Raw genomic sequence first — 25,090 nt, 5'->3', positions numbered from 1 at the left:
TCAGCCCATGCGGGCCGGAAGTGTCCGATCGCGTTGGGCGCGCGGGCCGGAAATGTCCGTTCGCGCTACTTGATCCAGCGGAGGTTGTACTCGTAGCGGTGCGGCTGGCCGCGGTTGACGTGGATGCCGGCGGCCACCGAGAAGCAGGCGAGGGCAATCCAGATGGCGGTCGCCAGGACTGCGAACAGGTTGCCCACCACCGGGACGAAGACCAGCAGATTGGCTACCACCGCAGCGATGGTGGGCGGAAGCGTAAAGTTCAGCGCCTCCTTCGACTCCTGCGCCGTGAACGGGCCGCGGTCCTTGAAGATCAGGTAGATCAGCAGCGCGGGAATGCAACCCAGAATGCCGCCAAAGTGCGCCAGGGTGGCCCATTGCCGGTCCTCGCTTGCCGTCAACGGCAGAGCATTTGCGGGAACGCCATGGTACTGCGACTGGCCATGGCCGGCCTGGTGATCCGTGTGTTCGCGTGCGTCTTCTGCCACGTTTCGTCCTTTGGATTGCGGTGGAGCGTAGGTACCTGTACGAGCCGCGGCCGCAACAGAATGCAGCGGCCGCCCTACCAAGAATACTTGCTCGGACCGCGAACTAAAGCACGAGGAGGCGGCTACGGCACCGTGAGGAAGTCGATGACCTCTTCGACCCGGCCCAGCAGGGAGGGCTCCAGGTCCGCGTAGCTGCGGACCGCGCCGAGGAGTTTCTGCCAGCCCAGGCCGATGTCCTCCTTGGTGCTGTGCGGCCAGCCGAAGGCCGTCAGGATGCCGGTCTTCCAGTCCACCCCGCGCGGAATCACCGGCCACCGCTCAATGCCCAGGGCGGCAGGGCGGATGGCCTGCCAGACGTCGACGTACGGGTGCCCGACGATCAGCACGTTGCCGGCCGCGCCCGGGGAGGCCATCACCGCGTCGGCGATTCGCGACTCCTTCGAGTCTGGAACAACGTGGTCCACCAGGACGCCGAGGCGACGGCCGGGGCCGGGCCGGAACTCCTTCACGGCGGCAGCGAGGTCGTCGATGCCGTGCAGCGGCTCGACCACGATGCCCTCGACGCGGAGGTCGTCACCCCAGACTTTCTCGACGAGTTCGGCGTCGTGCTTGCCTTCCACCCAGATCCGGCTGGCCTTCGCGACCTGGGCACGCTGTCCCTCCACCCGGACCGAACCGGAGGCGGTGCGCGCGCCGACTCCGGCACCCGCCGCGGGAACCCGCGGGGCGGGCGGCATCAGCCGGATGGGCTGGCCCTCGAGCAGGAAGCCGAAGCCGAGGCGGAAGGATCGGGACTTGCCGCGCCGGTCCTCGAGGGCCACGACGTGCATGCCGCCGGACTTCTCCACCCGGGTTACGGCGCCCACCCAGCCGGACTGCACGTCCTCCAGCACCATGCCGCGCTCCACCGGGATCTCGGGCAGCTGGGCCTTGGCGGGCGCGGAGAGATCCTGCGGGCCCCAATTCTGGTACGACATCTGCTACACACTGCTTTGCACTCGGGAATTACGGGGGACAGAACGGCGGCGCGGCCTGTGGTGTGCCGGGAAACACCAGTCCCGGGGCTCACGCCCGCAGCGAATCCAATGCTAACAACGGCGCGACTCATATTAGACTGGTTAGCACTTAGGCATGTCGAGTGCTAACCCCGGGTGTTCCTGCACGCGCGGCGGCACCGGCGAACCGATACGGGTCGATTGGAGGTGGAGAGTGAGCGAGCCACGCAAACTCGAAGTGCTGCGCGCCATCGTGGAGGACTACGTCCATTCCCGCGAGCCGGTAGGATCCAAGGCCCTGGTGGAACGGCACCATCTGGGCGTGTCCAGCGCCACGATCCGCAATGACATGGCCGCCCTGGAAGACGAGGGCCTGATCACGGCGCCGCATACCAGCGCCGGCCGGATTCCCACGGACAAGGGCTACCGCCTGTTCGTGGACCAGATTTCGGCCGTCAAACCCCTCTCTCCGGCGGAGCGCCGCGCCATCCAGGCGCTGCTCGAGGGGTCCGATGACCTCGACGACGTGCTGGACCGGACAGTGCGGCTGCTATCGCAGCTGACGAACCAGGTCGCCGTCGTGCAGTACCCGCTGTTGAGCCGGGCCCGCGTCCGGCACATCGAATTCGTGCTCCTGGCGCCGCGCAAGGTACTCACGGTCCTGATCGCGGATACGGGCAAGGTGGAACAGCGGGTGATCGACGTCGGCCAGGACTTCGGCGACGACGCCCTCGCCGAACTCCGCACCCTGTTCCTGGCCAGGCTCTCCGGCACCCCGTTGAGCTTGCTGCCCCAGTCGCTGCAGGCCGTGGTGGACAGCTGTCCGCCGGTGCGGCGGGGACCCGCCCAGGCCCTGGCCCGCGGGCTTGAATCGCTTGCCGCGAGCAGCCGCGAGGAACGGATGGTCATGGCCGGGACCGCCAACCTGGCCAGGTCCAATGTGGATTTCCCGCTGAGCATCGGACCCGTGCTCGAAGCGCTTGAAGAGCAGGTGGTGATGCTGCGCCTGCTCAGCGACATGGCGGAGGACCCGCGCGGCGTCACGGTAAGCATCGGCCGGGAGAACCCCTACGACGGCCTGTCCGAAGCGTCCGTGGTGGCCACCGGCTACGGACCGGACGCCACGGCCAAGGTCGGAGTCCTTGGCCCCACCCGGATGGACTACCCCACCACCATGGCCGCCGTCCGTGCGGTGGCCCGCTACCTTTCGCGGATCCTCGGGCCCTGACGGGCCGGATCCGGAACCGGACTTCTTGCCAACTACAGGCAGTGCCCCACTGGCAGTACAAAAAGGAAGAGATACAGACTTTGAGCAGCCACTATGACGTTCTTGGAGTCTCCCGTGAAGCCACGGGGGAAGAGATCAAGAAGGCCTACCGCAAGCTTGCGCGGACCCTGCACCCGGATGTGAACCCCGGTGATGACGCTTCCGAGCGCTTCAAGGCGGTCACCCATGCCTACGAGGTGCTTTCCGACCCGCAAAAGCGCCGGGTCTACGACACGACGGGCAACGAGAACGGGAACGACAACGGCTTCGGCGGCGGCTACGCCGGCCAGGGCTTCGCCTTCCAGGACATCTTCGAAACCTTCTTCGGCGGCGCCGGCAGCCAGGGCGGCCCCGCCTCCCGGGTGCGGCGCGGCCAGGACGCCCTGATCAGCGTCCGGATCGACCTGCGCGACGCCGTCTTCGGGGTCAACAAGAAGCTCGAAGTGGACACCGCCGTCACCTGCCCCACCTGTGAGGGTTCCTGCTGCCGCGAAGGCAGCCACCCCGAGCGCTGCGACATTTGCGGCGGCAGCGGCCAGGTCCAGCGCGCCGTGCGTTCCATCCTCGGCCAGGTCATGACCACTGCCCCCTGCGGCAGCTGCGAGGGCTTCGGCACGGTGATCAAGGATCCCTGCAACGAATGCGCCGGCCAGGGCCGCATCCGCAGCCGCCGCTCGCTTACCGTCAAGGTTCCCGCCGGCGTCGCTACCGGCACCCGCATCCAGCTCTCCGGCCAGGGTGAGGCCGGTCCTGCCGGCGGCCCGTCCGGTGACCTGTACGTCGAGATCCGGGTCAACAACGACCCCACCTACGTGCGCGAAGGCGACGACCTGCACGCTAGCCTGAACATCCCGATGACGGCGGCCGCGCTCGGCACAGAGCTGACCCTTGAGACCTTTGACGGTCAACAGGAAATCGACGTCAAGGCCGGCACCCAGTCCGGCGAGGTCATCACGCTCCGTGGCCTGGGCGTGACGCACCTGCGCGGCTACGGCCGCGGAGACCTCAAGGTCCACCTGCAGGTGGATACCCCCGCGAAGCTCGACGCCGCCCAGGAAGACCTGCTGCGCCAGCTCGCCAAACTCCGCGGCGAGCAGTTCACCGAAGGGAAGCTTGCCGCCAGCGGCGGTGTCTTCGCGAAGCTGCGGGACCGGCTCGGTAACCTGTAGCGGTGAGCAACCCGGTCTTTTTCACCCCCGCAGGCACCCTGGACCAGCTGGTCCCCGGCGCGACGTTCGTCCTCGAAGGCGCCGAGGCGCGCCACGCGGTGACGGTCAAGCGCCTGGCCGTGGGGGAGCCGGTGGACATCGCCGACGGCGCCGGCAAGCGGATCACCGGCACCGTGACGGCCGCCGCGCCGCAGGAGCTGACGGTGGAGTGCGGCGAGGTCGTGACCGAGCCAAGGCCTGACGTTCGGCTGGTGCTGGTGCAGGCCCTGGCCAAGGGCGACCGCGACGAGCTGGCGGCTGAGACCGCGACCGAATTGGGGATTGACGCCGTCGTGCCCTGGCAGGCCGAACGCTCGATCGTCCGCTGGAAACCCGAACGCGCGGCGAAGGCGCACGCCAAATGGCAGTCCGTGGTGACGGCAGCCGCGAAGCAGGCACGCCGCGCCTGGATTCCGGAGGTCCGCGCCGCGGTGGACGGCAACGGCCTGCAGGCGGCCGTAGCCGCCGCGGACCTGGCCGTGATCCTGCACGAGGACGCGGTTCGGCCCCTGCGGCAGGTGCTGGAGGCCTGGCACCAGCAGGCCGGCGACGGCGGTGTGGCCCGCGAGGTGCTCCTGATCGTGGGCCCCGAGGGCGGCATCAGCCCCCGCGAGGTCACCCGGCTGTGCGATGCGGGAGCCGTCACCGCCCTGCTGGGCCACCACGTGCTGCGTTCTTCCACCGCCGGCCCCGCCGCTACGGTGCTGGCCAGCGACGTCCTGGGACGTTGGTAGGGGCAAGCAGTAGTAGGACAGGCCAGGCGCCGCGCCCGTGCGGGTCCGCCGGGTGCCTGCCTTAGCGGAATGCCTTAGCGGACAGTGAACCCGCGGGTATCTACGTTCAGGTCCTGGACCTTGCTGCCGGGATCGACCTGCGACACGCGGACCTCATACTCACCGGGACCGAGGTTCAACGAGAGGTTGAACAGGCCGGGCTTCGAGGCATCGGCGGAGGCCGTGATGTTGCCGTCCAGATAGGGCGTCTTGCTGGCGCCGTCGACCCGCAGGATCTCCCAGCGAAGCTTGCCGCCCGGGACCGTGCTCCGGCCGGAAATCTTGACCGCGCCGTCAGCCACCTCGGTGCCCTCCTGCGGATCGATGATCCACACGGGCGCCACCATTCCGGCGCTGCGCGAGGTCGGTGAACCGAGCCGGACCCGGTTGAAGGCGACGTAGTCGGTGTGCCCGTCGACGAGGATGACGACCTGGATCTGCTGCCCGGTATCGGTCAGCCCGGCGCTGGCACCGGCGGCCGTGGCCGTGTAGACGAGCTGCTGGATCGCGCGTTCGGCCATGTCGGCGTCGACGTTGCTGTTGAACGCATCGGCGGACACGTCCACCGTGATCACGTTCTTTCCGGAAATCGAGGTGGCCAGGAGCCTGGGGTTCTGCCACGGGGTGAAGAAATCAGGGTCCAGCGGCTTCTGCGACATCATCACCCGCAGCGCCCGGGTGATCGGATTGTCCTCTTCGGACACGTCCCGGAACTCGCGGTACAAAAAGACGTTGTTGTTGCTGCGCCCGATCCAGTAGACCGGAGCCTTGTTGGAGGCCTGGGTGGATTCCAGCGGTGCGCTGGTGGTGGCGACGCCGGCGGCCGGGCCGGGGACCGTGTGGGAGGGCGTGTCGGAGTTCGTGATGCCCGGCTGGGGCGTGGCCACGCAGCCGGACAGCGCCAGGGCAGCGGGCAGCACAAGGTGCAGCAAGCCGCGGCGCGTACGCCGCCCTGCTGCTGTCTTGTTCACTCCACGCTGGCTGATTGCCCCTGTCCCTTCGCTGTGTTGCTCGCTCCGCGGGCCCGGCAGGGCCGAATCCAGCATTGCACAAGGCGCCTGCGCTCCAGTGGGGATTCCGCGCTGTCCGGCGAACTGCAACGGGAACGATATGAGGACGATATGAAGTTGATACCTAATGCCCTCCGCTCCGGCACCGGGCCGCGCTGGCGTAAGATGGAAGGACCCGCTGAAACCCGGCGCGGACGGCCCGGAACGCCGTCGGCCGGCGCCGAGGCGGCGAGACCATTTCCGAACTGGAGGGGACCAGAGGCCCACGGGCCAACACCATGACTGAAGCAGCCAACGGCAAGGCCCGGATCAGCGCGAACGAGCGCACCGCAGGGGAATTTCCCCACTCCCTCCCAGGTCTGCGGACGGAGGTGGTCCTGTTCGACAATTCCGACCAGATGGTGCAATCCCTGGGGAGCCATGACGAAGCCCTGCGCTTTATCGAAACCCAGTTCCCCAGCGTCGACTTCCATGTCCGCGGGAACGAGCTCTCCATCAGCGGCCCTGCCGCCGACGTGCCCAGGATTATGCGGCTGCTCAACGAGGTGCGCGGCCTGGTGGCGCGCGGCACGGTGATTACGCCGGTTGTCCTGCAGCAGCTCGTGTCGCTGTTGCGCACCCAGTCACTGCAGAACCCGGTGGACGTGCTCACCCACAACATCCTCTCCAGCCGCGGCAAGACCATCCGGCCCAAGACCTTGAACCAGAAGAACTATGTGGATGCCATTGACGCGAACACGGTGATCTTCGGGATCGGCCCGGCCGGCACCGGCAAGACCTACCTGGCCATGGCCAAGGCGGTCCAGGCGCTGCAGCAGAAGGAAGTCAGCCGGATCATCCTGACCCGCCCGGCCGTCGAAGCGGGGGAGCGGCTCGGCTTCCTGCCCGGCACGCTCAGTGACAAGATCGATCCCTACCTGCGTCCGCTCTACGACGCCCTGCACGACATGATGGACCCCGAGTCGATCCCGCGGCTGATGGCCGCCGGCACCATCGAGGTGGCGCCGCTGGCCTACATGCGCGGACGCACGCTCAACCACGCGTTCATCATCCTGGACGAGGCCCAGAACACCACCCCCGAGCAGATGAAGATGTTCCTCACCCGGCTGGGCTTCGGCTCCAAAATGGTCGTCACCGGCGACGTCACCCAGGTGGACCTGCCGTTCGGCACCCGTTCCGGGCTGCGGATCGTCGAAGACATCCTGCAGGGGATCGAGGACGTCAATTTCTCGGTCCTGGACGCATCCGACGTCGTCCGGCACCGGCTGGTGGGCGACATCGTCAACGCGTACAGCGTCTGGGACGAGACACAAAGGAACCGAGTCAAGCATTCCGTCGCCCGGGAGAACCGGGGAGAACACGCATGAGCATCGAGGTCAACAACGAATCCGGCGTCACGGTGGACGAAGCCGAGCTGGTGGCGCTGGCCCGGTTCGTCTTTGAACGGCTCTTCATCCACCCGCAGGCGGAGCTGTCCATCCTGCTGGTCGACGAGCCCGCCATGGAGAAGCTGCACATCGAACTGATGGACGAGCCCGGGTCCACCGATGTGCTGTCCGTGCCGATGGATGAACTCACTCCCGGCACGCCGGACAAGCCCACACCGCAGGGCATGCTCGGCGACATCGCGATCTGCCCCCAGGTGGCGGAGGTGCAGGCTAAGAACGCCGGCCACTCCACCCAGGACGAGATGTTGCTGCTGACCACCCACGGCATCCTGCACCTGCTGGGCTTCGACCACGCGGAGCCGGAAGAGAAGGAAGAGATGTTCGGGCTGCAGCGCGAGCTGCTCTCCGGCTTCACCGGCAAGGACGCCCCGGCAGAGACGATTCAGTGACCCCACTGATCCTGGCCGGCATGGCGCTGGTCTTCCTCAGCTTTGCGGCTGTGTTGACCGCGGCAGAGGCCGCCTTCAATTACCTTCCCCGCCACGACGCCGAACACGCGATCCTGCAGAGTCGCGGCACGGCGCTGAAACGGATCATGGCCCAGCCGGTGGCGCACATGCGCGCGCTGCGGTTCTGGCGGGTCTGGTTCGAGATGGCCTCATCGGTGGCCGTGACCGTGCTGTTGAACAGCCTGCTCGGCAATGTCTGGCTCGCCGGGCTCGCCGCGACCGGCATCATGGCCCTCGTGGGCTTCGTGATCGTCGGCGTGTCTCCGCGCCAGCTGGGCCGGGTGCACTCCGCCGGCATGGTCCGTTTCTCCGCCCCGCTGATCCGCTGGCTCTGCTGGGTGCTTGGTCCGATCCCGGGCTGGCTGGTCACCCTGGGCAGCGCCGTGGCACCGGGGGCGCCTGCGGACAACGAGGCCTTTTTCAGCGAAGAGGAGTTCCGCGAACTCGTTGATCGCGCCAGCGAATCCGACGTGATCGAGGACAACGAGGCCGAGCTGATCCAGTCCGTCTTCGATTTCGGCGACACCCTGGTCCGCTCCGTGATGGTGCCCCGGACCGACATTCTCTGCATCGACTCCGGCTCCAGCCTGCACCGGGCCATGTCGCTGTTCCTCCGCTCCGGGTACTCGCGGATCCCCGTCATCGGCGAGAACACGGACCAGATCCTCGGCATCGTTTACCTCAAGGACGTCGCCGCCGTCGTCCACAACCTGGCCCCCGGCGAGGAACCCCCGGTCGTCGACGAACTGGCCCGCGAGGTCCGCTACGTGCCGGACTCCAAACCGGTCAGCGAGCTGCTCCGCGAGCTGCAGAAGGAATCCACGCACGTGGCGATCGTGATCGATGAGTACGGCGGCACCGCCGGGCTGGTCACACTCGAGGACCTGATCGAGGAAATCGTCGGTGAGATCGTGGACGAATACGACACCGAGGCCGCTGAAGCGGTCGAACTGGGCGACGGCAGCTACCGGGTCAGCGCCCGGATGAGCATCGACGACCTCGGCGAGCTCTTCGACCTGGAGCTCGACGACGATGAGGTGGACACCGTGGGCGGCCTGCTCGCCAAGGCGCTCGGCCGGGTGCCGATCGTCGGAAGCACCGTCAGCGTCGACGGCGTCACCCTCCGGGCCGACAGGCTGGAAGGCCGCCGGAACCGCGTCAGCCACATCATTGCGGCCGCGGTGCCAAAGGAAGAAACTGACCTTGAAGATCTTCTCGACGAGGCTGAACCAACGCAACAGGGAGTTCCACGTGAGCAAGCAGAATAAGTCCGACGGCGAAGCGCCTTTCGGCGGTTACCGGGCCGGGTTCGCGGTGCTGGTGGGACGGCCGAACGCAGGGAAATCCACCCTCACCAACGCCCTGGTGGGCCAGAAGGTCGCCATCACCTCGGCGAAGCCGCAGACCACCCGGCACACCATCCGCGGCATTGTGCACCGCGACGACGCGCAGCTGATCATGGTCGACACCCCGGGCCTGCACCGCCCGCGGACCCTGCTGGGCAAGCGGCTCAACGAACTGGTCGCGGACACCCTCGCCGAGGTCGACGCGATCGGCTTCTGCCTGCCCGCCAACGAGAAGATCGGCCCCGGCGACAAGTTCATCGCCGCACAGCTCGCCGCCATCGGCAACAAGCCGGTCATTGCGATCGTGACGAAAGCCGACACGGTGGACCGCCAGGCACTGACCGAGCAGCTGCTCGCCGTCGCCGCCCTGGGCCGCGAGGTGCTGGGGGAGGACGGCTGGAAGGATATCGTTCCCGTCTCCGCGACGGACGGCTTCCAGGTCGGCACCGTCGCCGACGTGCTGATCGGCCACATGCCGCCGTCGCCGCCGCTTTACCCGGACGGACACCTGACGGACGAGCCGGAAGCGGTGATGATCGCCGAACTCATCCGCGAGGCAGCCCTGGAAGGCGTCCGCGACGAACTTCCGCACTCCCTGGCGGTTGTGGTCGATGAGATTGTTCCTCGCGAGGGCCGGCCCGAGGACCGCCCGTTCCTGGATGTCCGGGTTAATCTCTATGTCGAACGGCCGTCGCAGAAGGCAATCATCATCGGCAAGGGCGGAGCGCGGCTCCGCGACGTCGGCACCACGGCCCGCAAGGCCATCGAGGCTCTCCTCGGCGCCCGCATCTACCTGGACCTGCACGTCAAGGTCGCGAAGGACTGGCAGCGGGATCCGAAGCAGCTGGTGAAGCTGGGCTTCTAGGCCTGGACTGAACCGGCGGCGGTTACCCGCCGGGACGGACCGCGCAACAACGCAGCGGCCCCGCTCGGGCATGCCCATCGGGATTTTCCCAGTTTCGGCCACTAAAATAGGGAAACTCCCGTTCGCAAAGGAAGGCTCCACCCGTGGTTCTACCCCGTGATAACCGTGCAGACGGAACCGGCCCCCCGGTTCGGTCCCATGCGGCTGCTCGGCACGCGGAAGATCCTTCCGTCGGCCCGGCGCGCCATCTTGGCGCCGCCCGGCATATCCCCGGCTGGCTGAAGGCCACCACGATCGTTGTCTCCGTGCTGCTCGTGGGGGTCATTGCGTTCGGGGCTTACTGGCTCATCCGGTTGCAGGGCAACATCAGCACGCAGGCCCTCGGCGCCGGCAACAGCCGGACGGAGGGCGCGCCCGACGATGCCACCGGGCGAATGCAGATCCTGATCCTGGGCACGGACACCCGCGACGGCAAGAACTCGCAGTACGGCTCCAAGGACGATTCCTCCGGCTACGGCCACTCGGATGTCATGATGCTGATGGACATCTCGGCGGACAACAAGCGCGTCAGCGTCATTAGTTTCCCGCGCGACCTGCTGGTGGACACCCCTAAGTGCAAGGACCCGAAGTCCAACAAGCAGTATCCCGCCCAGACAGGCGTCATGATCAATTCGGCGATGTCCGAAGCGGGCATCGGCTGTGCCGTGGACACCGTCAACAAGCTCACCGGCCTGGAGATCGACCACTTCATGATGGCGGACTTCAATGCCGTCAAGGAACTCTCCAACGCCGTCGGCGGTGTGGATGTCTGCATCAGCGACGCGGTCTTCGACCCGGACTCCGGGCTCCGGCTTCCCAAGGGCACGTCCAAGGTCAAGGGCGAGCAGGCTCTCTCGTTCGTTCGTACCCGCCATGCCTTCGGCGACGGCAGTGACCTCGGCCGGATCAAGGCGCAGCAGGGCTTCCTGTCCTCGCTGGTCCGCAAGATCAAGGACGACGGGACCCTGACCAACCCGGCCCGGATGCTCGGCATTGCGGACGCCATTACCAAGAACCTGACCATCGACGACGGCCTGGCCTCCGTACCGACGCTGTTGACGGTGGGGAACCGGCTGAAGAACATCGACGTCGGCAAGGTGGCGTTCGTTGCCGCCCCGACCGAGCCGGCGGTGTCCGACTCGAACCGCCTCCAACTGGCGGAACCCGCAGCCTCCGAGCTGTTTGCGGCGATGCGCAAGGACATCGACCTGACCGACCCGACAGCCAAGCCTGCGGCCACCCCCGATGCCTCCGCCAGCGCGTCGGCAAGTGCCACGCCGACGGCCAGCAAGGCCCCGGCCGCCCCGGCCTACGACAAGACGCTGCAGCCCATTGCCGTGGCCAACGGTTCCGGTAACCCGGCTCGGGGCCAGGAACTCGCGGCCGCCCTCAAGGCCGGCGGCTTCACCCAGACGAGCCAGTTCGACGCCCAGTCAGTGGCGGCCACCGCCGTCTACTACGGAGCAGATTTCGCCGACGTTGCAGCCGACGTCGCCAAACTGCTGGGCATCCGGGCGAAGCAGGTGCTCCCGGCGGCCGGTGTCATTAACGGGGGCGGGCCGGGTTATTTTTTCACCCGGCCCGCCCCTGTTGGCTCAGTTGCCGCCGAAGGCTGGCTACCAGATGCTGACGCGTTCCTCCGGCGCCAGCCACATGCCGTCCTGCTCGCCGGTTTCGAAGGCCGCATGGAAGGCGTCAAGGTTCTGGGCGATGTTGTTGGTGCGGAATTCGTTGGGGGAGTGCGGATCCGTGGCGAGCCGCCGGATGGCTTCCTCGCTCCGGATCACCTGCCGCCAGCTGGCCGCCCAGGAAGCGAAGAAGCGCTGGGCTCCGGTCAGCCCGTCCAGGACCGGCGCCTCCTGGCCGCCGAGGCTGATCAGGTACGCCTTGTAGGCGATGGTCAGGCCGCCAAGATCGCCGATGTTTTCGCCCAGCGTCAGCCTGCCGTTGACGTGGTGGCCTTCGGCTTCCGCGGGGGAGAGGGCATCGAACTGGGCCACCAGCCTGGAGGTCAGCGCCTCGAAGGCCGTCCGGTCGGCCTCGGTCCACCAGTTCCGGAGCAGGCCGCTGCCGTCGTACTGGGAGCCCTGGTCATCGAAGCCGTGGCCGATCTCGTGGCCGATCACGGCCCCGATGCCGCCGTAATTCACGGCGTCGTCGGCGTCGGCGGTGAAGAACGGCGGCTGCAGGATGGCTGCCGGGAACACGATCTCGTTCAGCAACGGATGGTAGTAGGCGTTCACGGTCTGCGGCGTCATGAGCCACTTCTCCCGGTCCACGGGCTTGCCCACCTCGTCCAGGTGCCGGTCGACGTCGGCGCTGTGGGCGCGCTCCACGTTCCCCAGCAGGTCCGCCTCGTCGATCACGACGGCGGAGTAGTCGATCCATTTGTCCGGGTAGCCGATCTTGGCCCGGAAGGAATCCAGCTTCTTCAGCGCCTCCAGCTTGGTCTCTTCGCCCATCCACGCCAGGCCGGTGATGGATTCGCGGTACGCCTCGATCAGGTTGCCGACCAGCGAACGCATGTGCGCCTTGTGGCTTTCCGGGAAGTGCCGGGCGACGTAGATCTGCCCGACGGCCTCACCCAGGGCGGCCTCGACGACGGCGACGCCACGCTTCCAGCGGTCCCGGTTGCGGGGCGTGCCGCTGAGCGTGGTGCCGTAAAAGGCGAAGTTCGCGTCCACGAACGCGGCGGACAGATACGGCGCCGCTGCGCTGACCACCTGCATGGCCAGCCATTCCTGCCAGGTGGCCAGCGGCACCGCCTGGAGCAGTTCCGCGGCTCCCGCGAAGAAGTCCGGCGTGCTGACGACGAGTTCGGAGCGCTTCTCCGGCACGATGGCGGCGGCATCGAACCAGGCGGACAGCAGCGGGAACAGCTGCGAGACCTCCTCGGCTGATTTCAAGTTGTACGTCTTCTGCGGATTGCGCAGCGTGACCTTGTCCCAGTGATGGGACGCGAGGGACGTCTCCAGGTCCACCACCCGGGCCGCGGCTGCCTCCGCGTCCGCTACGCCGGCCAGCCCGAACATGGTGCGGACATGTTCACGGTAGGCCTGGACCATCGGCGCGAACTTCTCTTCGCGGTAGTAGGACTCATCCGGCAGGCCCAGGCCGCCCTGGCCGGTGTAGAGCAGGATCCGGTCCGGGTTGCCCGCGTCCGGTGCCGGGTAAATGTAGAACAGTCCGGAGACGTCCGCGCGGAAGAGCCGTCCGGACAGCTGGACCAGTTCGGCCACCGAGCCGGTGGCGAAAACCTCGGCCAGCCGCTCCCGGATCGGCTCCGCGCCTTTGGCCTCCGCGGCGGCCTCGTCCATGAAGCTGTTGTACAGGTCGCCGATCTTGCGTTCGATACCGGTGGCTGCCTCGCCGCGGCCGGCCGCCTCCAGGATGATCTCCTTGACCGCCAGCTCCGAGCCGTCGCGCAGCGCCGTGAACGTTCCCTCCAGGGGCCGGTCGTCCGGAATGGCGGTTTTCTTCAGCCAGCCGCCATTGAAATGCCGGTACAGGTCGTCCTGGGGGCGGACGTCGTCGTCGATGGTGGACTTGTCGATCCCGGAAAGCGGCACTGATGCTCCTTCGAGTGGGAGGCTGAACCGGGCCTGGGACCGGCACAGCGTCTGCATGGTGGACGTTACGGAGGTATGGCTCCTTCATCTTACGCACCCGTGTTACTGTGAAAACGTGCGCGCAGAACTGCTCCTTCTTAGCTGCCGCGGCGGGGCCTCAGACGCGATCTAGCGCAAGGCCAAACCTCGCTGCGGAGTTTGTGTTGCCCGGCCACCCTTTCACCAAGAACCACAGAAAAGGCCCCGATAGTAATGCGAAACGCACAGCAGCCCTCAGGAATGCCGGTCCACCGCTACGTCCCGTTCCAGGACCTGATTACGGTCGAACTGCCGGACCGCACCTGGCCCGACAAGGTCATCACCAAGGCCCCGCGCTGGTGCGCGGTCGACCTGCGTGATGGCAACCAGGCCCTGATCGACCCGATGAGCCCGGCCCGCAAGATGAAGATGTTCGATCTGCTGGTCCGGATGGGCTACAAGGAGATCGAAGTCGGCTTCCCTTCGGCCTCGCAGACGGACTTCGACTTCGTTCGCCAGCTGATCGAGGGCAACCACATCCCGGACGACGTTACGATCCAGGTCCTGACCCAGGCCCGCGAGCATCTGATCGAGCGGACCTACGAGTCCCTGGTCGGCGCCAAGCAGGCCATCGTGCACCTCTACAATTCGACGTCGGTCCTGCAGCGCCGCGTCGTGTTCAACCAGGACGAGGACGGAATCCTCGACATCGCCCTGCAGGGTGCCCGGCTGTGCAAGAAGTACGAGGAAACCCTCGAAGACACCCACATCACCTACGAGTACTCCCCGGAGTCCTTCACGGGCACCGAGCTCGCCTACGCCGTGCGCGTCTGCAACGCCGTCGCCGACGTCTTCGAAGCATCCGCCGACCGCCAGGTGATCATCAACCTGCCGGCCACGGTGGAGATGGCCACCCCCAATGTGTACGCCGATTCGATCGAATGGATGAGCCGGCACCTGCACCCGCGCGAAGGAATCATCCTCTCCCTGCACCCGCACAACGACCGCGGTACCGGCGTCGCGGCGGCCGAGCTGGGCTACCTGGCCGGTGCCGACCGGATCGAGGGCTGCCTGTTCGGCAACGGCGAACGTACCGGCAACGTCGACCTGGTCACGCTGGGCCTGAACATGTTCGTCCAGGGCATCGACCCGATGATCGACTTCTCCGACATCGACGACGTCCGCCGCACGGTGGAGTACTGCAACCAGCTGCCCGTCGCGGAGCGTTCACCCTACGGCGGTGACCTGGTTTTCACAGCCTTCTCCGGCTCGCACCAGGACGCCATCAAGAAGGGCCTGGAAGCCCTGGAGAAGGACGCCGCAGCCGCCGGCAAGGACGTGGCGGACTACGCCTGGCAGGTGCCCTACCTGCCCGTCGATCCGAAGGACCTCGGCCGCAGCTACGAAGCCGTGATCCGGGTTAACTCGCAGTCCGGCAAGGGCGGCGTGGCCTACCTGCTCAAGAACGAGCACAACCTGGACCTGCCGCGCCGCGCGCAGATCGAGTTCTCCGGCGTCATCCAGCGCCGTACCGACATGGTGGGCGGCGAAGTCAGCGGCGCCCAGCTGTGGCAGCTGTTCCAGGACGAATACCTGCCTTCCGCCGCGGCCGAAGCCCAGTGGGGCCGCTATGCGCTCGGCGCGGTCAGCACCGAGTCCGACGAGGACGGCACCATGACGCTGACCGCCGCTCTCAAGGTGGACGGCAAGCAGCTCCGGCGCACCGGGGTGGGCAACGGACCGATCGCGGCCCTGCTGAGCATCCTGCGCGAGGACGGCGTTGACGTCCGCGTGCTGGACTACAGCGAGCACGCCCTGTCCGAGGGCGGCAGCGCCCAGGCCGCGGCCTACGTTGAATGCGCCGTGGGGGAGCGGGTGCTGTGGGGCGTCGGCATCGACGCCAACACGTCGATGGCCTCGCTCAAGGCCGTCATCTCCGCCGTCAACCGCGCCATCCGGGACGCCCGCGCCTAGGCCATTCGGGAACAGCACTGCGCCGTCGGAGTCTCCGGCGGCGCAGTGCTGTTTTCCCAATGGCGGAGATTCCCGAAAGTCAGTGCGAAGATTAACTGTGGCCCAACCTTCCTCCTTTGCTGCCCGCGCGTACCGCGACGACGCCGTGGTCCTGCGCACCCATAAGCTCGGCGAGGCGGACCGCATCATCACCCTGCTGACCAAGCACCACGGGCAGGTCCGTGCGGTCGCCAAGGGCGTGCGCCGCACCAGCAGCCGATTCGGCGCCAGGCTGGAGCCGTTCATGGTCGCGGACCTCCAGCTCATCTCCGGCCGCACCCTGGACGTGGTTACGCAGGCCGTCGCCAAGGGCGCCTACGGCTCCAGTATCGCGGCCGACTACGGCCGCTACACCGTCGCCGCCGCGATGACCGAAACCGCGGAAAAGCTCACCGACGTCGACGGCGAAGCGGGAACCGCCCAGTACAACCTGCTGGTCGGGGCGCTGGCTTCCTTGAGCCGCGGCGACCATGCCCCGGAACTCATCCTGGACTCCTACCTGCTCCGCGCCCTCTCCACCGGCGGTTGGGCACCCAGCTTCACCGAATGCGCCCGCTGCGGCGCTCCGGGCCCGCACACCGCGTTCTCCGCCCCGCTGGGCGGCATGGTATGCGGGGAGTGCCGGCCGCCGGGTTCACCCGCGCCGGCCACGGAGACTGTGCTGCTGCTGGGTGCGCTGCTGACCGGGAACTGGACGGCCGCGGATGCGTCCGCAACCATCCACCGCCGGGAGGCCGCCGGCCTGGTGGCGAGCTACCTGCAGTGGCATCTGGAACGTGTCCTGAAATCCCTCAAACATGTGGAGCGAACCTAACCGTGGCCCTAGGCAAGAAAACTCCAGGCAGCAAGAAGAACCCCGTCCGACAGCGCAGCTCCGAAGTGGTGGCGCCCTACCCGCATCCCTCCGGCGCCGTGCCGCCCGCTATCCCTGCCGAGTTCATTCCCCGGCACGTCGCGATCGTGATGGACGGAAACGGCCGCTGGGCGAACCAGCGTGGACTGCCCCGGATCGAAGGCCACAAGGCGGGGGAACCGGCCCTGCTGGACGTCATGGCCGGGGCAATCGAACTGGGCATTGAGCACGTCAGCGTCTATGCATTCTCCACCGAAAACTGGCGCCGTTCACCCGAGGAAGTCCGCTTCCTGATGGGATTTAACAAGGATGTGCTGCGACGGCAGCGCAACCAGCTGGATGAGTGGGGCGTGAGGATCCGCTGGTCCGGCCGGCGGCCCAAACTCTGGGGCTCGGTGATCCGGGAGCTAGAAGAGGCCGAGGAGTTCACCCGCGGCAACAGCACCTGCACTTTGAACATGTGTGTTAACTACGGCGGCCGGGCGGAGATCACCGACGCAGTCTCAGCCATCGCCGAGGAGGTGGCCGCAGGCCGGCTCAGGCCAGGCGCTATCACCGAACGGACCATCCAAAAGTATCTGGACGAACCGGACCTGCCGGACGTCGACCTGTTCCTGCGCAGCTCGGGTGAGCAGCGGCTCTCCAACTTCATGCTCTGGCAGTCGGCCTACGCCGAATTCGTCTTCCTGGACACGCTGTGGCCGGATGTGGACCGCCGCACCCTCTGGGACGCCGTGGAGATTTACGCGCAGCGGGACCGCCGCTACGGCGGCGCGGTGGACGCCGCCGCCCCCGTCACCCCAGCCTGACCCCGGTAGCCGGCGCGGCGGCCGGCCACGCCGCCTGCCACGCTGGCCCGTTCCAGCGCAGTCAGCCTGGGTAGAGGCTCAGCCAGAGCAGGAGGTCGTCGTAGGCCTCCTGCCGCACCGTGCGGCGGGAGAGAAAGACGTCGTGGATGGCGCCCGGGTAGCGGAAGACGGCAGCCCTGCGGCCCAGCCCCAGCGCCCGGCGGGCAGTTTCCTCGACGTCGATCACGGCGTCGACGTCCATCAGCACGTCGCTCCATTCGGCCTGGATGTGGGTGCGCCCGGAAAGCATCACCAGCATCGGCGAGGTGATGTGCAGCCGCCGCTGCACGGCCGCATGGCCGGCGAGGACAGCCTTCGTCCAACCCGGACGGATCGGGAAGGACGCCCGTGGCCGCCACTCGGGATCCACGTCCCATTCGCCGTGCGCTGAGCCGCTGACGCTGTCCCAGTAGCCGGGCATGCTGGGCAGCAGCAACGGCCGCCGCGGGTCGGTGCGCGCCAGTGGTTCCACCAACTGCATGGCGATGTTCCGGATCAGGCTGCTGCCCTGCAGTTCCAGCCATGGCGCGTTCAGGACCAGGGTGCCCAGTACTCCCGGATTCCGGTCAGCCCACAGTGCCGCGACGAGGCCGCCGAGGGAATGCGCGAGCAGGTGGACCGTCGGCCGCCCGGCGCTGCCGGTCCGGGTGGCCACATCGGCGGTGACGGCGGCAAGCGCAGCGGCGAGGTCCTCGTCATAGACCGCCAGGTCGGTGGTGTAGCCGGGGGTCTGCCAGCTGCGCAGGCTGCGCCCGAACTTCCGCAGGTCCAGGGCGTAGAAGTGGAACCCAGCAGCCACGATTTGCTCAGCGAGTTCCGCCTGCAGGAAGTAGTCGGCCCAGCCGTGCAGGTAGAGGACCACTTTCTCCGGCGCCCGGGTCCCGGGGGCGTCCGGCGGGCCATCAGCTGCACCGCCGCTGCTGGCATGGCGAACGAGGGTGGCGACGACGGGTCCTTCATCGTCCGGCGGCAGTTCCAGCTCCAGGGACTCGAAGCGGTGTCCCAGTACATCCCGGCGCCACCGCGGTGGCTGCGCTGGACCCCTCACGCGGGGCCGCCGTCGTCCAGAACGTAGGCGCGGATCCAGCGGGCGAGCCGCGCATACGCGTCCGCGCGGACCCGCGGCGCCGAGAGGAAGACGTCGTGCAGGGCACCGTCGATCCGTTCCAGGGTCACGGTGCGGCCCAGGCTCAGGGCGCGCAGGGCAATGGTGTTAACATCCAGGACGGCGTCGGTGCGCCGCATGGACTCCTTCCAGAACATTCCGTTGGCGCTGGCCCCGGAGATCATCACGAGGATGGGAACGTCGATGTTCAGCCCCCGGGCCACCTGGGACTGGCCGGCCAGCACGGCGCTGAGCCAGCCCGCCCGCACCGGGAAGGCCCGGGGCGGGCGGTAGTTGTCATCCAGCACCCATTCGCCCTCGGCGGCGCTGCTGATGCTGCGCCAGTAGAAGGCGCGCTCGGGAAGCCGGATCACGGATTCGGGCCGGAACCGGGCCAGCGGCTCCAGCATGGTCCGCGCGGCGCGGCGGACCGCCGGGCTGCCATGCATTTCCAGCCACGGGCTGTCGAGGACCAGTTGGGCGGCGCGGCCCGGATGCCGGCTCACCCAGAGCGCCGCGATGAGCCCGCCGGTGGAGTGTCCCATCAAGGTGACCCGCGGGGGAGAGGACCCCATGGGGGCCAGGGATTCGATGATGCCGATCGCCGCCGTGATCTCGGCGTCGTAGTCGGCAAGGTCGGCGACGTAGCCGCCGTGCGCACCGTACTGCAGGCTTCGGCCGTGGTTGTGCATGTCCAGTGCGAAGAACCCGAAGCCGTGGCCGGTCCAGAACTCGGCGAGCTCCTCGTTGAAGAAGTAGTCGCTCCAGCCGTGCAGGAAGAGGACGGCCCGCCGGGGAGCCTTGCCGGCTCCGGTCGAAGGGATGTGCCGGACCAGGGTGGCCGTGCGTTCGACCCCGTCCGGGCCGGCCGCCTTGAAAGCGCACGCCGCGAAGTCCTCACCCAGGATGTCGGTCTGCCAGTCCATCGGATCCTCCCGCTCTGCCGGCTACAGGGCCGAGGCCGCGGCGCGGCCTGCCGCGCGGCCAGAGAACAGGCACCCGCCCAGGAAGGTGCCCTCCAGGGAGCGGTACCCGTGGATGCCGCCACCGCCGAAGCCGGCCGCCTCGCCGGCCGCGTAGAGTCCGGCGACCGGCCGGCCGGCGGCGTCCAGGACCCGGGAATGCAGGTCGGTCTGGATCCCGCCGAGGCTTTTGCGGGTCAGGACGGAGAGGCGGACCGCCAGCAGGGGCCCGTGCCGGGGGTCCAGCATCCGGTGTGGCGGGGCCACCCGCATGATCCTGTCGGTGGTGAAGCGGCGGGCGGCGCGGATCGCGGCAAGCTGCGGGTCCTTGCCCAGCCCGCTCGCGAACTGCCGGTCCCGGGACCGGACCAGCCGCTCCAGCCCGGCGGCGTCGATGAGCGGGGTCCCGGTGAGCCCGTTCATTTTCGCGGCAAGCTCCGTCGGAGTGCCTGCCTGCAGGAAATCCACGCCCCGGTCCAGGAACCGCTGCAGCGGACTGTCCGCGGAAGGTTTCAGCCGGGCGGCGAGCAGGCGCACGTCCTTCCCGGTCAGGTCCGGGTTCTGCTCCGAGCCGGAGAGCGCGAACTCCTTCAGCGCGATGGTCTTGTTCAACACGAACCACGAGTGGGTGTGCCCGGTTCCGAGGATGTGCCGCAGCGCGCCGAGCGAGTCGAAGCCGGGGAACAGCGGTGCCGGGAGCATCTTGCCGGTGGCGTCGAGCCAGAGCGCCGAGGGCCCGGGCAGGATCCGGATGCCGTGCTGCGGCCAGACCGGGCTGTGGTTCTGGATGCCTTCCGGGTAGTGCCACATCCGGTCGCCGTTGATCAGCCGGCCGCCGGCACGGTCCACAGCGACCAGGAAGTCGCCGTCCACCGAGGCCGGCACGCCGCTCAGCATGGACGCCGGGGCGCCGCCGCCGGGCCACTGCCGCCGGACCGCGCCGTGGTTGCCGCCGATGCCGCCGCTGGTGACGATGACGGTTCCGGCGGAGGCCTCGAACGCGCCGGCGGCGATGCGGGAGGACTGCTCGCCCCGCGCAGCGCTGCTGGCCGCCAGGATCTCGCCCTGCACGCCGCTGAGCCGGCCCGCCGTCGTCGTCAACTCGGTGGCGCGGTGCCGGAAGTGGAACGAGACGCGCCCAGCAGCCACGCCCTCGCGGAGTTTGGCGAGGAAGGGCGCGACCAGTGCCGGGCCGGTGCCCCAGGCGACGTGGAAGCGCGGCACCGTGTTGCCGTGGCCGTCCGGGCCGTAGCCGCCGCGCTCGGCCCACTGCACGAGCGGAAAGAGCCGGACGCCGAGCGAGGCGAGCCAGGCGCGCTTCTCACCCGCCGCGAAGTTCACGTAGGCCTCGGCCCACTCCCGGGCGAGGGCGTCTTCGGGGCGGTCGAAGGCGGCGGAAGACAGCCAGTCGGCGAGGGCCAGCTCGGCACTGTCCCGGACGCCCAGCCGGCGCTGCTCCGGGGTGTTGACCAGGAACAGGCCGCCAAAGGACCAGTGCGCCTGCCCGCCGGCCGAAGCCTCCGGCTCCTGGTCCAGGACAGCCACCCGGCGGCCAGCCGCGTACGCTTCCGCCGCGGCCACCAGGCCGGCGAGGCCTGCCCCGACAACGACGACGTCGGCCTCGATCCGGGTGCCGGGCGTCGCCGGCACGCTGCTGTGGACTGCACCCTCGCTGGTCATGGCTTCATGCTAGCGCCCGCGGGGGTACGGTTTGCCCAGCATTTTGGTTTGCGCGGCCGGAACCGGAAAACTAGGGGTATGCGCGTATATCCCACCTTCTTCCGGCTCGCCTTCTCCTGGATGGACGCCGAGCGCGCCCACAAGATCGGTTTTCTAGGCATCCGGCTGGCCAACCGCTGCGGCGCCGGCCGCGTGCTGCAACGGTTCACGGCGCCGTCCGCAGCGCTGCGGACCGAGGCATTCGGCTTGACCTTCCCCTCGCCCTTCGGGCTGGCCGCGGGTTTCGACAAGGAGGGCCACGGGATCGAAGCGCTGACCGACCTTGGCTTCGGGCACATCGAAGTGGGCACCATCACCGGGCAGGCCCAGCCGGGCAACCCGGCGCCGCGGCTGTTCCGCCTGATCGAGGACCGCGCCGTGATCAACCGGATGGGCTTCAACAACGACGGTGCCGCGGCCGTGGCGCCCAGGCTCCGTTCCGCCCGGGCTGCCCTGCAGCGCCGCTATCCCGGGGTCCGCCCGGTGATCGGTGTGAACATCGGCAAGAGCAAGGTGGTGGAGCTTGAGGATGCCGTGGAGGACTACCTGATCAGTGCCCGCAGCCTGGCCCCGGCCGCCGACTACCTGGTGGTCAACGTCAGTTCCCCGAACACCCCGGGCCTGCGGTTGCTGCAGGATGTCAGCACCCTGCGCCCGCTGCTGGCCGCGGTGGGGGAGGCTGCGGACAACGCCGCCGGCCGGCACGTGCCTCTGCTGGTGAAGATCGCCCCGGATCTCAGCGACGAGGACATCGACGACGTCGCCAGGCTGGCGCTGGACCTGAAGCTGGACGGCATCATCGCCACCAACACCACCATCGCCCGCGCCGGACTGGTCTCCAGCCCGGAACAGATTGAGGCGTGCGGCGCCGGCGGCCTCTCCGGTGCCCCGCTCCGGAAGCGATCGCTGGAAGTCCTGGCCCGGCTCAAGGCCGCGACCGGCGGGGCCATCACGCTGGTTTCGGTCGGCGGGGTCGAGACCGCACAGGACGTCCGGGAGCGGCTTGAGGCCGGCGCCACCCTGGTGCAGGGCTACACCGCGTTCCTGTACKAAGGTCCCTTCTGGGCGGCGAAGATCAACCGCGAGCTGGCGAAGCGGCCGGCCCGCCGCTAACCGGCGGTCTCCTCCCGCCAGGGCGGGCTCCCACCCAGCACGCCCGCGCGGATCCCGGAAACGCGAAAGCCCCCGGCAGTCCAACTGCCGGGGGCCTTTCGATGGCCGGATTCAGGCGGGGAAGTCGCCGCGCTTGACCTGGGGCTTGGGAAGGCGAAGGCGGCGGAACTGCAGGGATCGCATGGAGCCGTACCAGACGGTGCCCCGCTCCACCTCGCCGAACTTCTCGGCCAGACGCTTTTTGAGCTTCCGGGACAGGATGAAGACGTCCACGAAGACGGCAAGGAACATGACCCAGAAACCGCCGAGGACGTAGATCATCTGTTCGCTGCTCGCCGGGACCAGCAGGGAGATGATCACGAAGACCAGGGCGCCGAACATCAGGTATTCGCCAAGGCTGAAACGGGCGTCCACGTAGTCGCGGGCGAAGCGCTTCTGCGGGCCCTTGTCACGCAGCGGCAGGAACTTCTCGTCACCGGTATCCATGGCCTGGCGCATCTTGAGGCGCTGGTCCGCGATCGCCGTGCGCTCGGCCGCCCGGGAGGCCTTGCGGTCCTCCGGAACCAAGGGGCGCTTGCGGGCAGCCACCTGGGCGCTCCGCTTGGGCGTGGGTGCGCCCTTTCCGATGGCGGCGTCCCGGGCTGCTGCCTCGGCCACCTGCTGGTCAACTACGTCCTGCGCCAGGGGCGCTTCCTTTTTACGTCCAAACACCCCTACAGAATACCCTGCGGCGGCTCGCCCGAGACCCAGCCCACACCGGGCCGGGGCGGCGGTGATCCCAGCCGCAAATCGCGCCGGTATCAGCGCCGGGGGAAACGTCTCCCAGGCCGCCGCAGAGCCGCCGTGGGAGCGCCGTGGCGCATTTGTCGTGATGCCGGACACGGGTAGTGTTTTGGCCATGACTTCATCACCCGCGGGGACCCCGCAGCCCTCAGCCGTCGGCTCCATCGATGCCGCCGCCCTCCGTCAGGCCGTTACCGAGTCCTTTGACGCCACCGTCGAGCAGTTGAAGGCGCTCGTGGCGATCCCGGGCATCGCCTGGCCCAGCTTCGATCCTGCTCCGCTGAATGCCAGCGCCGACGCCGTCGCCGAACTGGTCCGCGGCAGCGGCTTCGAGGACGTCCGGATCCTGCGCTGCGACAAGGAGGATGGAACCCCGGGCGGGCCGGCCGTCGTCGCACGCCGCCCCGCCGCAGCCGGCAAGCCCACCATCCTGCTCTACGCCCACCACGACGTCCAGCCGACCGGCGACCTCGCGCTCTGGGAGACCGAGCCGTTCACCGCCGTCGAACGCGACGGCCGCCTCTACGGCCGCGGTGCCGCGGATGACAAGGCAGGGATCCTGGCCCACGTCGCCGCCTACTCCGCGGTGACCCGGGTGCTGGGGGAGGAGCTGGGCCTGGGCGTGACCTTCTTCTTCGAAGGTGAGGAAGAAGCAGGCTCACCCACCTTCCGTTCGTTCCTCGAAACCCACCAGGAACTGCTGCGCTCCGACGTGATCGTCGTCGCCGACTCGTCCAACTGGAAGGTCGGCATCCCGGCCCTCACCACCAGCCTGCGCGGCCTGGTGGACGGCACCATCGAGGTCAAGGTGCTGGACCACGCGGTCCACTCCGGGATGTTCGGCGGCCCGGTCCTTGACGCCCCGACGCTGCTGGCGCGGCTGATTGCCACCCTGCACGACGACGAAGGCAGCGTGGCGATCGAGGGCCTTGTCAGCCGCGACGACGCCGAAGTGGACCTCACCGAGGAGGAGTACCGCAAGGATGCTTCCGTGCTCGACGGCGTCAAGCTCGCCGGCACCGGGAGCATCGCCTCGCGCATGTGGACCAAGCCCGCGCTGTCCATCATCGGTTTCGACGCCCCAGCCGTGGACGTTGCCTCCAACACCCTGCTGCCGCGGGCCCGCGCCAAGTTCAGCCTGCGGCTGGCCCCCGGCCAGGACCCGGCCGAGGCCATGGAAGCGGTCCGCCGGCACGTTGAATCCCACGCGCCGTTCGGCGCCGAGGTGGTGTTCACCCCGGGGGAGAGCGGCAACGCCTTCCTTACGGACACGTCCTCCACCGCCGCCACCATGGCGATGTGGGCGCTGGGTGAGGCGTGGGGCGTGCCGGCTGTCGAGACCGGGATCGGCGGTTCAATCCCGTTCATCGCCGACCTGACCGAGCTGTACCCGGACGTGCAGATCCTGGTCACCGGCGTTGAGGATCCCGATTCGCGGGCGCACAGCGCCAACGAGTCGCTCCACCTCGACGACTTCCGCAACGCAATCGTGGCCGAGGCGTTCCTGCTGGCCCGGTTGAACGCGGAAGGCCTGGCCTAAGCGGAACGCCTGCAACTGGGTCGCCGGCTGGATCTCCGGCTCTGCCGGGTGGGCATTTCCGGGGAACATCCAGCCGGCGTTGACGGTTACGTCAGGAGTTAGAGCTACACGTCTGATCGACGTAGCATGTAGCTATAGCCCATACCGTTTAAGTAGGGGCGGGCACCGCGCAGGCGGAGCCGCCACGACCGTCGTAAGAAGGTAGGCCATGAGCACTACAACCAATGAAAACAGCGCCGACACCACCGTCCAGGCGGACCAGGAACTGGCCAGCCACGAGGTCCAGCTGACCGATGTGGCCGCCGGGAAGGTCCGCAGCCTGCTGGAACAGGAAGGCCGCACTGATCTTCGGCTCCGCGTTGCCGTGCAGCCGGGCGGTTGTTCCGGGCTGATCTACCAGCTGTACTTCGATGAGCGGCTCCTCGAGGGTGACGCCGTCCGCGACTACGACGGCGTCGAGGTCGTTGTGGACAAGATGAGCGTCCCTTACCTCAGCGGCGCGAGCATCGACTTCGAGGACACCATCTCGAAGCAGGGCTTCACCATTGACAACCCGAATGCGGGCGGATCCTGCGCTTGCGGGGACTCCTTCCACTAAGGCCTAAGGCCGGGCAATCCGCCCGGCCTTAGTGCCGTCCAGGGGATGGCCGCCGGAACCGCCAAAAACTCCATCGAGGCGCGG

At 68.2% G+C, this 25,090-nt stretch carries 22 protein-coding genes, 1 tRNA gene and 2 pseudogenes; 16 read left to right on the top strand and 9 right to left on the bottom strand.

Features of this window, described 5'->3' with window-relative positions:
* Window positions 1-65: 65 nt before the first annotated feature.
* Both AC1DGE_RS01630 and AC1DGE_RS01625 read right to left on the bottom strand, forming a co-directional pair.
* On the bottom strand, window positions 66-485 hold the full coding sequence (locus tag AC1DGE_RS01630) for a DUF4870 domain-containing protein (RefSeq protein ID WP_441417740.1): 420 nt from the start codon (window positions 483-485) through the stop codon (window positions 66-68).
* Between the two features lie 122 nt (window positions 486-607).
* A complete protein-coding gene (locus AC1DGE_RS01625; protein WP_476916760.1) occupies window positions 608-1,462 on the bottom strand; it encodes a DUF3097 domain-containing protein in 855 nt (284 codons plus the stop codon).
* Window positions 1,463-1,694: 232 nt separating this feature from the next.
* Between AC1DGE_RS01625 and hrcA the strand changes: the two genes are divergently transcribed.
* From hrcA to AC1DGE_RS01610, 3 genes are all read left to right on the top strand, one after another.
* A complete protein-coding gene (hrcA, locus tag AC1DGE_RS01620) occupies window positions 1,695-2,708 on the top strand; it encodes a heat-inducible transcriptional repressor HrcA (protein WP_476892484.1) in 1,014 nt (337 codons plus the stop codon).
* An 80-nt stretch (window positions 2,709-2,788) separates the two neighbouring features.
* The gene (dnaJ, locus tag AC1DGE_RS01615) at window positions 2,789-3,916 is read left to right on the top strand and encodes a molecular chaperone DnaJ (protein ID WP_476908799.1); all 1,128 of its coding nucleotides are present in this window, start codon (window positions 2,789-2,791) and stop codon (window positions 3,914-3,916) included.
* 2 nt (window positions 3,917-3,918) lie between these two features.
* The gene (locus AC1DGE_RS01610) at window positions 3,919-4,689 is read left to right on the top strand and encodes a 16S rRNA (uracil(1498)-N(3))-methyltransferase (RefSeq protein ID WP_476892485.1); all 771 of its coding nucleotides are present in this window, start codon (window positions 3,919-3,921) and stop codon (window positions 4,687-4,689) included.
* A 74-nt stretch (window positions 4,690-4,763) separates the two neighbouring features.
* On the opposite strand, the gene AC1DGE_RS01605 is transcribed toward AC1DGE_RS01610, so the two are convergent.
* Window positions 4,764-5,699 carry a GerMN domain-containing protein gene (locus AC1DGE_RS01605; RefSeq protein WP_476916759.1) on the bottom strand — a complete coding sequence of 312 codons (936 nt, stop codon included), beginning with the start codon at window positions 5,697-5,699 and terminating at the stop codon, window positions 4,764-4,766.
* A 317-nt stretch (window positions 5,700-6,016) separates the two neighbouring features.
* On the opposite strand from AC1DGE_RS01605, the gene AC1DGE_RS01600 reads away from it, so the two are divergent.
* The 5 genes and pseudogenes from AC1DGE_RS01600 to AC1DGE_RS01580 all read left to right on the top strand — a co-directional run.
* On the top strand, window positions 6,017-7,105 hold the full coding sequence (locus AC1DGE_RS01600; protein WP_476916758.1) for a PhoH family protein: 1,089 nt from the start codon (window positions 6,017-6,019) through the stop codon (window positions 7,103-7,105).
* Window positions 7,102-7,575: an rRNA maturation RNase YbeY gene (gene ybeY / locus AC1DGE_RS01595; protein ID WP_175321062.1), complete on the top strand. Its 474-nt coding sequence runs from the start codon at window positions 7,102-7,104 to the stop codon at window positions 7,573-7,575. Before AC1DGE_RS01600 ends, ybeY begins: the two co-directional genes overlap by 4 nt.
* Window positions 7,572-8,903 carry a hemolysin family protein gene (locus tag AC1DGE_RS01590; RefSeq protein ID WP_476916757.1) on the top strand — a complete coding sequence of 444 codons (1,332 nt, stop codon included), beginning with the start codon at window positions 7,572-7,574 and terminating at the stop codon, window positions 8,901-8,903. Before ybeY ends, AC1DGE_RS01590 begins: the two co-directional genes overlap by 4 nt.
* On the top strand, window positions 8,887-9,846 hold the full coding sequence (era, locus tag AC1DGE_RS01585) for a GTPase Era (RefSeq protein WP_175321064.1): 960 nt from the start codon (window positions 8,887-8,889) through the stop codon (window positions 9,844-9,846). The genes AC1DGE_RS01590 and era overlap by 17 nt, the downstream gene beginning before the upstream one ends.
* A 143-nt stretch (window positions 9,847-9,989) precedes the next feature.
* Window positions 9,990-11,429, top strand: a pseudogene (locus AC1DGE_RS01580) (LCP family protein); the annotation flags it as partial.
* A gap of 72 nt (window positions 11,430-11,501) precedes the next feature.
* On the opposite strand, the gene AC1DGE_RS01575 reads toward AC1DGE_RS01580, so the two are convergent.
* Window positions 11,502-13,454 carry a M13 family metallopeptidase gene (locus AC1DGE_RS01575; protein WP_476916756.1) on the bottom strand — a complete coding sequence of 651 codons (1,953 nt, stop codon included), beginning with the start codon at window positions 13,452-13,454 and terminating at the stop codon, window positions 11,502-11,504.
* A 252-nt stretch (window positions 13,455-13,706) separates the two neighbouring features.
* On the opposite strand from AC1DGE_RS01575, the gene leuA reads away from it, so the two are divergent.
* The 3 genes from leuA (at window position 13,707) to AC1DGE_RS01560 (ending at window position 17,147) form a co-directional block, all read left to right on the top strand.
* The gene (gene leuA / locus AC1DGE_RS01570; protein ID WP_441417751.1) at window positions 13,707-15,446 is read left to right on the top strand and encodes a 2-isopropylmalate synthase; all 1,740 of its coding nucleotides are present in this window, start codon (window positions 13,707-13,709) and stop codon (window positions 15,444-15,446) included.
* Window positions 15,447-15,543: 97 nt separating this feature from the next.
* Window positions 15,544-16,299, top strand: coding sequence for a DNA repair protein RecO (gene recO, locus AC1DGE_RS01565; protein ID WP_441417752.1), 756 nt, complete (start codon window positions 15,544-15,546; stop codon window positions 16,297-16,299).
* 2 nt (window positions 16,300-16,301) lie between these two features.
* On the top strand, window positions 16,302-17,147 hold the full coding sequence (locus AC1DGE_RS01560; RefSeq protein ID WP_441417753.1) for an isoprenyl transferase: 846 nt from the start codon (window positions 16,302-16,304) through the stop codon (window positions 17,145-17,147).
* 61 nt (window positions 17,148-17,208) lie between these two features.
* Here AC1DGE_RS01560 and AC1DGE_RS01555 read toward each other — a convergent pair whose 3' ends face one another.
* Genes AC1DGE_RS01555 through AC1DGE_RS01545 form a run of 3 tightly spaced genes read right to left on the bottom strand, consistent with a single transcriptional unit; the run spans window position 17,209 to window position 20,933 of the window.
* The gene (locus tag AC1DGE_RS01555; RefSeq protein ID WP_476916755.1) at window positions 17,209-18,234 is read right to left on the bottom strand and encodes an alpha/beta hydrolase; all 1,026 of its coding nucleotides are present in this window, start codon (window positions 18,232-18,234) and stop codon (window positions 17,209-17,211) included.
* Complete coding sequence (locus AC1DGE_RS01550) at window positions 18,231-19,217, bottom strand: alpha/beta hydrolase (protein ID WP_476916754.1); 987 nt, start codon at window positions 19,215-19,217, stop codon at window positions 18,231-18,233. Before AC1DGE_RS01550 ends, AC1DGE_RS01555 begins: the two co-directional genes overlap by 4 nt.
* A 21-nt stretch (window positions 19,218-19,238) precedes the next feature.
* Complete coding sequence (locus tag AC1DGE_RS01545; protein ID WP_476916753.1) at window positions 19,239-20,933, bottom strand: FAD-binding dehydrogenase; 1,695 nt, start codon at window positions 20,931-20,933, stop codon at window positions 19,239-19,241.
* Between the two features lie 78 nt (window positions 20,934-21,011).
* On the opposite strand from AC1DGE_RS01545, the gene AC1DGE_RS01540 reads away from it, so the two are divergent.
* The gene (locus AC1DGE_RS01540; RefSeq protein WP_476916752.1) at window positions 21,012-22,085 is read left to right on the top strand and encodes a quinone-dependent dihydroorotate dehydrogenase; all 1,074 of its coding nucleotides are present in this window, start codon (window positions 21,012-21,014) and stop codon (window positions 22,083-22,085) included.
* 111 nt (window positions 22,086-22,196) lie between these two features.
* On the opposite strand, the gene AC1DGE_RS01535 is transcribed toward AC1DGE_RS01540, so the two are convergent.
* Both AC1DGE_RS01535 and AC1DGE_RS01530 read right to left on the bottom strand, forming a co-directional pair.
* Complete coding sequence (locus AC1DGE_RS01535; protein ID WP_175323623.1) at window positions 22,197-22,796, bottom strand: DUF3043 domain-containing protein; 600 nt, start codon at window positions 22,794-22,796, stop codon at window positions 22,197-22,199.
* A gap of 220 nt (window positions 22,797-23,016) precedes the next feature.
* Window positions 23,017-23,436 (bottom strand): hypothetical protein, encoded by a 420-nt coding sequence (locus tag AC1DGE_RS01530; RefSeq protein ID WP_476916751.1) that lies wholly within the window; start codon window positions 23,434-23,436, stop codon window positions 23,017-23,019.
* An 18-nt stretch (window positions 23,437-23,454) separates the two neighbouring features.
* Between AC1DGE_RS01530 and AC1DGE_RS01525 the strand changes: the two are divergent.
* The 4 genes and pseudogenes from AC1DGE_RS01525 to AC1DGE_RS01510 form a co-directional block, all read left to right on the top strand.
* Window positions 23,455-24,021, top strand: a pseudogene (locus AC1DGE_RS01525) (peptidase dimerization domain-containing protein); the annotation flags it as partial.
* A 140-nt stretch (window positions 24,022-24,161) separates the two neighbouring features.
* Window positions 24,162-24,241: transfer RNA gene (locus tag AC1DGE_RS01520), tRNA-OTHER, on the top strand.
* 23 nt (window positions 24,242-24,264) lie between these two features.
* Window positions 24,265-24,408 carry a hypothetical protein gene (locus AC1DGE_RS01515; RefSeq protein ID WP_476916750.1) on the top strand — a complete coding sequence of 48 codons (144 nt, stop codon included), beginning with the start codon at window positions 24,265-24,267 and terminating at the stop codon, window positions 24,406-24,408.
* 208 nt (window positions 24,409-24,616) lie between these two features.
* Window positions 24,617-25,006: a HesB/IscA family protein gene (locus tag AC1DGE_RS01510; protein WP_138769282.1), complete on the top strand. Its 390-nt coding sequence runs from the start codon at window positions 24,617-24,619 to the stop codon at window positions 25,004-25,006.
* Window positions 25,007-25,090 lie beyond the last annotated feature (84 nt).

It is taken from the genome of Arthrobacter sp. 05N425 (genome assembly GCF_056397125.1).
The sequence above is the reverse complement of the archived record's forward strand: the minus strand, read 5'-3'. Positions and strand labels throughout refer to the sequence as shown.

What these genes read in the sequence shown, in the direction of transcription:
- AC1DGE_RS01600 (WP_476916758.1), top strand. Translation starts at nt 6,017, where the DNA reads ATGACTGAAGCAGCCAACGGCAAGGCCCGGATCAGCGCGAACGAGCGC.
- AC1DGE_RS01510 (WP_138769282.1), top strand. Translation starts at nt 24,617, where the DNA reads ATGAGCACTACAACCAATGAAAACAGCGCCGACACCACCGTCCAGGCG.
- leuA (WP_441417751.1), top strand. Translation starts at nt 13,707, where the DNA reads ATGCGAAACGCACAGCAGCCCTCAGGAATGCCGGTCCACCGCTACGTC.
- AC1DGE_RS01550 (WP_476916754.1), bottom strand. Translation starts at nt 19,217, where the DNA reads ATGGACTGGCAGACCGACATCCTGGGTGAGGACTTCGCGGCGTGCGCT.
- ybeY (WP_175321062.1), top strand. Translation starts at nt 7,102, where the DNA reads ATGAGCATCGAGGTCAACAACGAATCCGGCGTCACGGTGGACGAAGCC.
- AC1DGE_RS01545 (WP_476916753.1), bottom strand. Translation starts at nt 20,933, where the DNA reads ATGACCAGCGAGGGTGCAGTCCACAGCAGCGTGCCGGCGACGCCCGGC.
- AC1DGE_RS01625 (WP_476916760.1), bottom strand. Translation starts at nt 1,462, where the DNA reads ATGTCGTACCAGAATTGGGGCCCGCAGGATCTCTCCGCGCCCGCCAAG.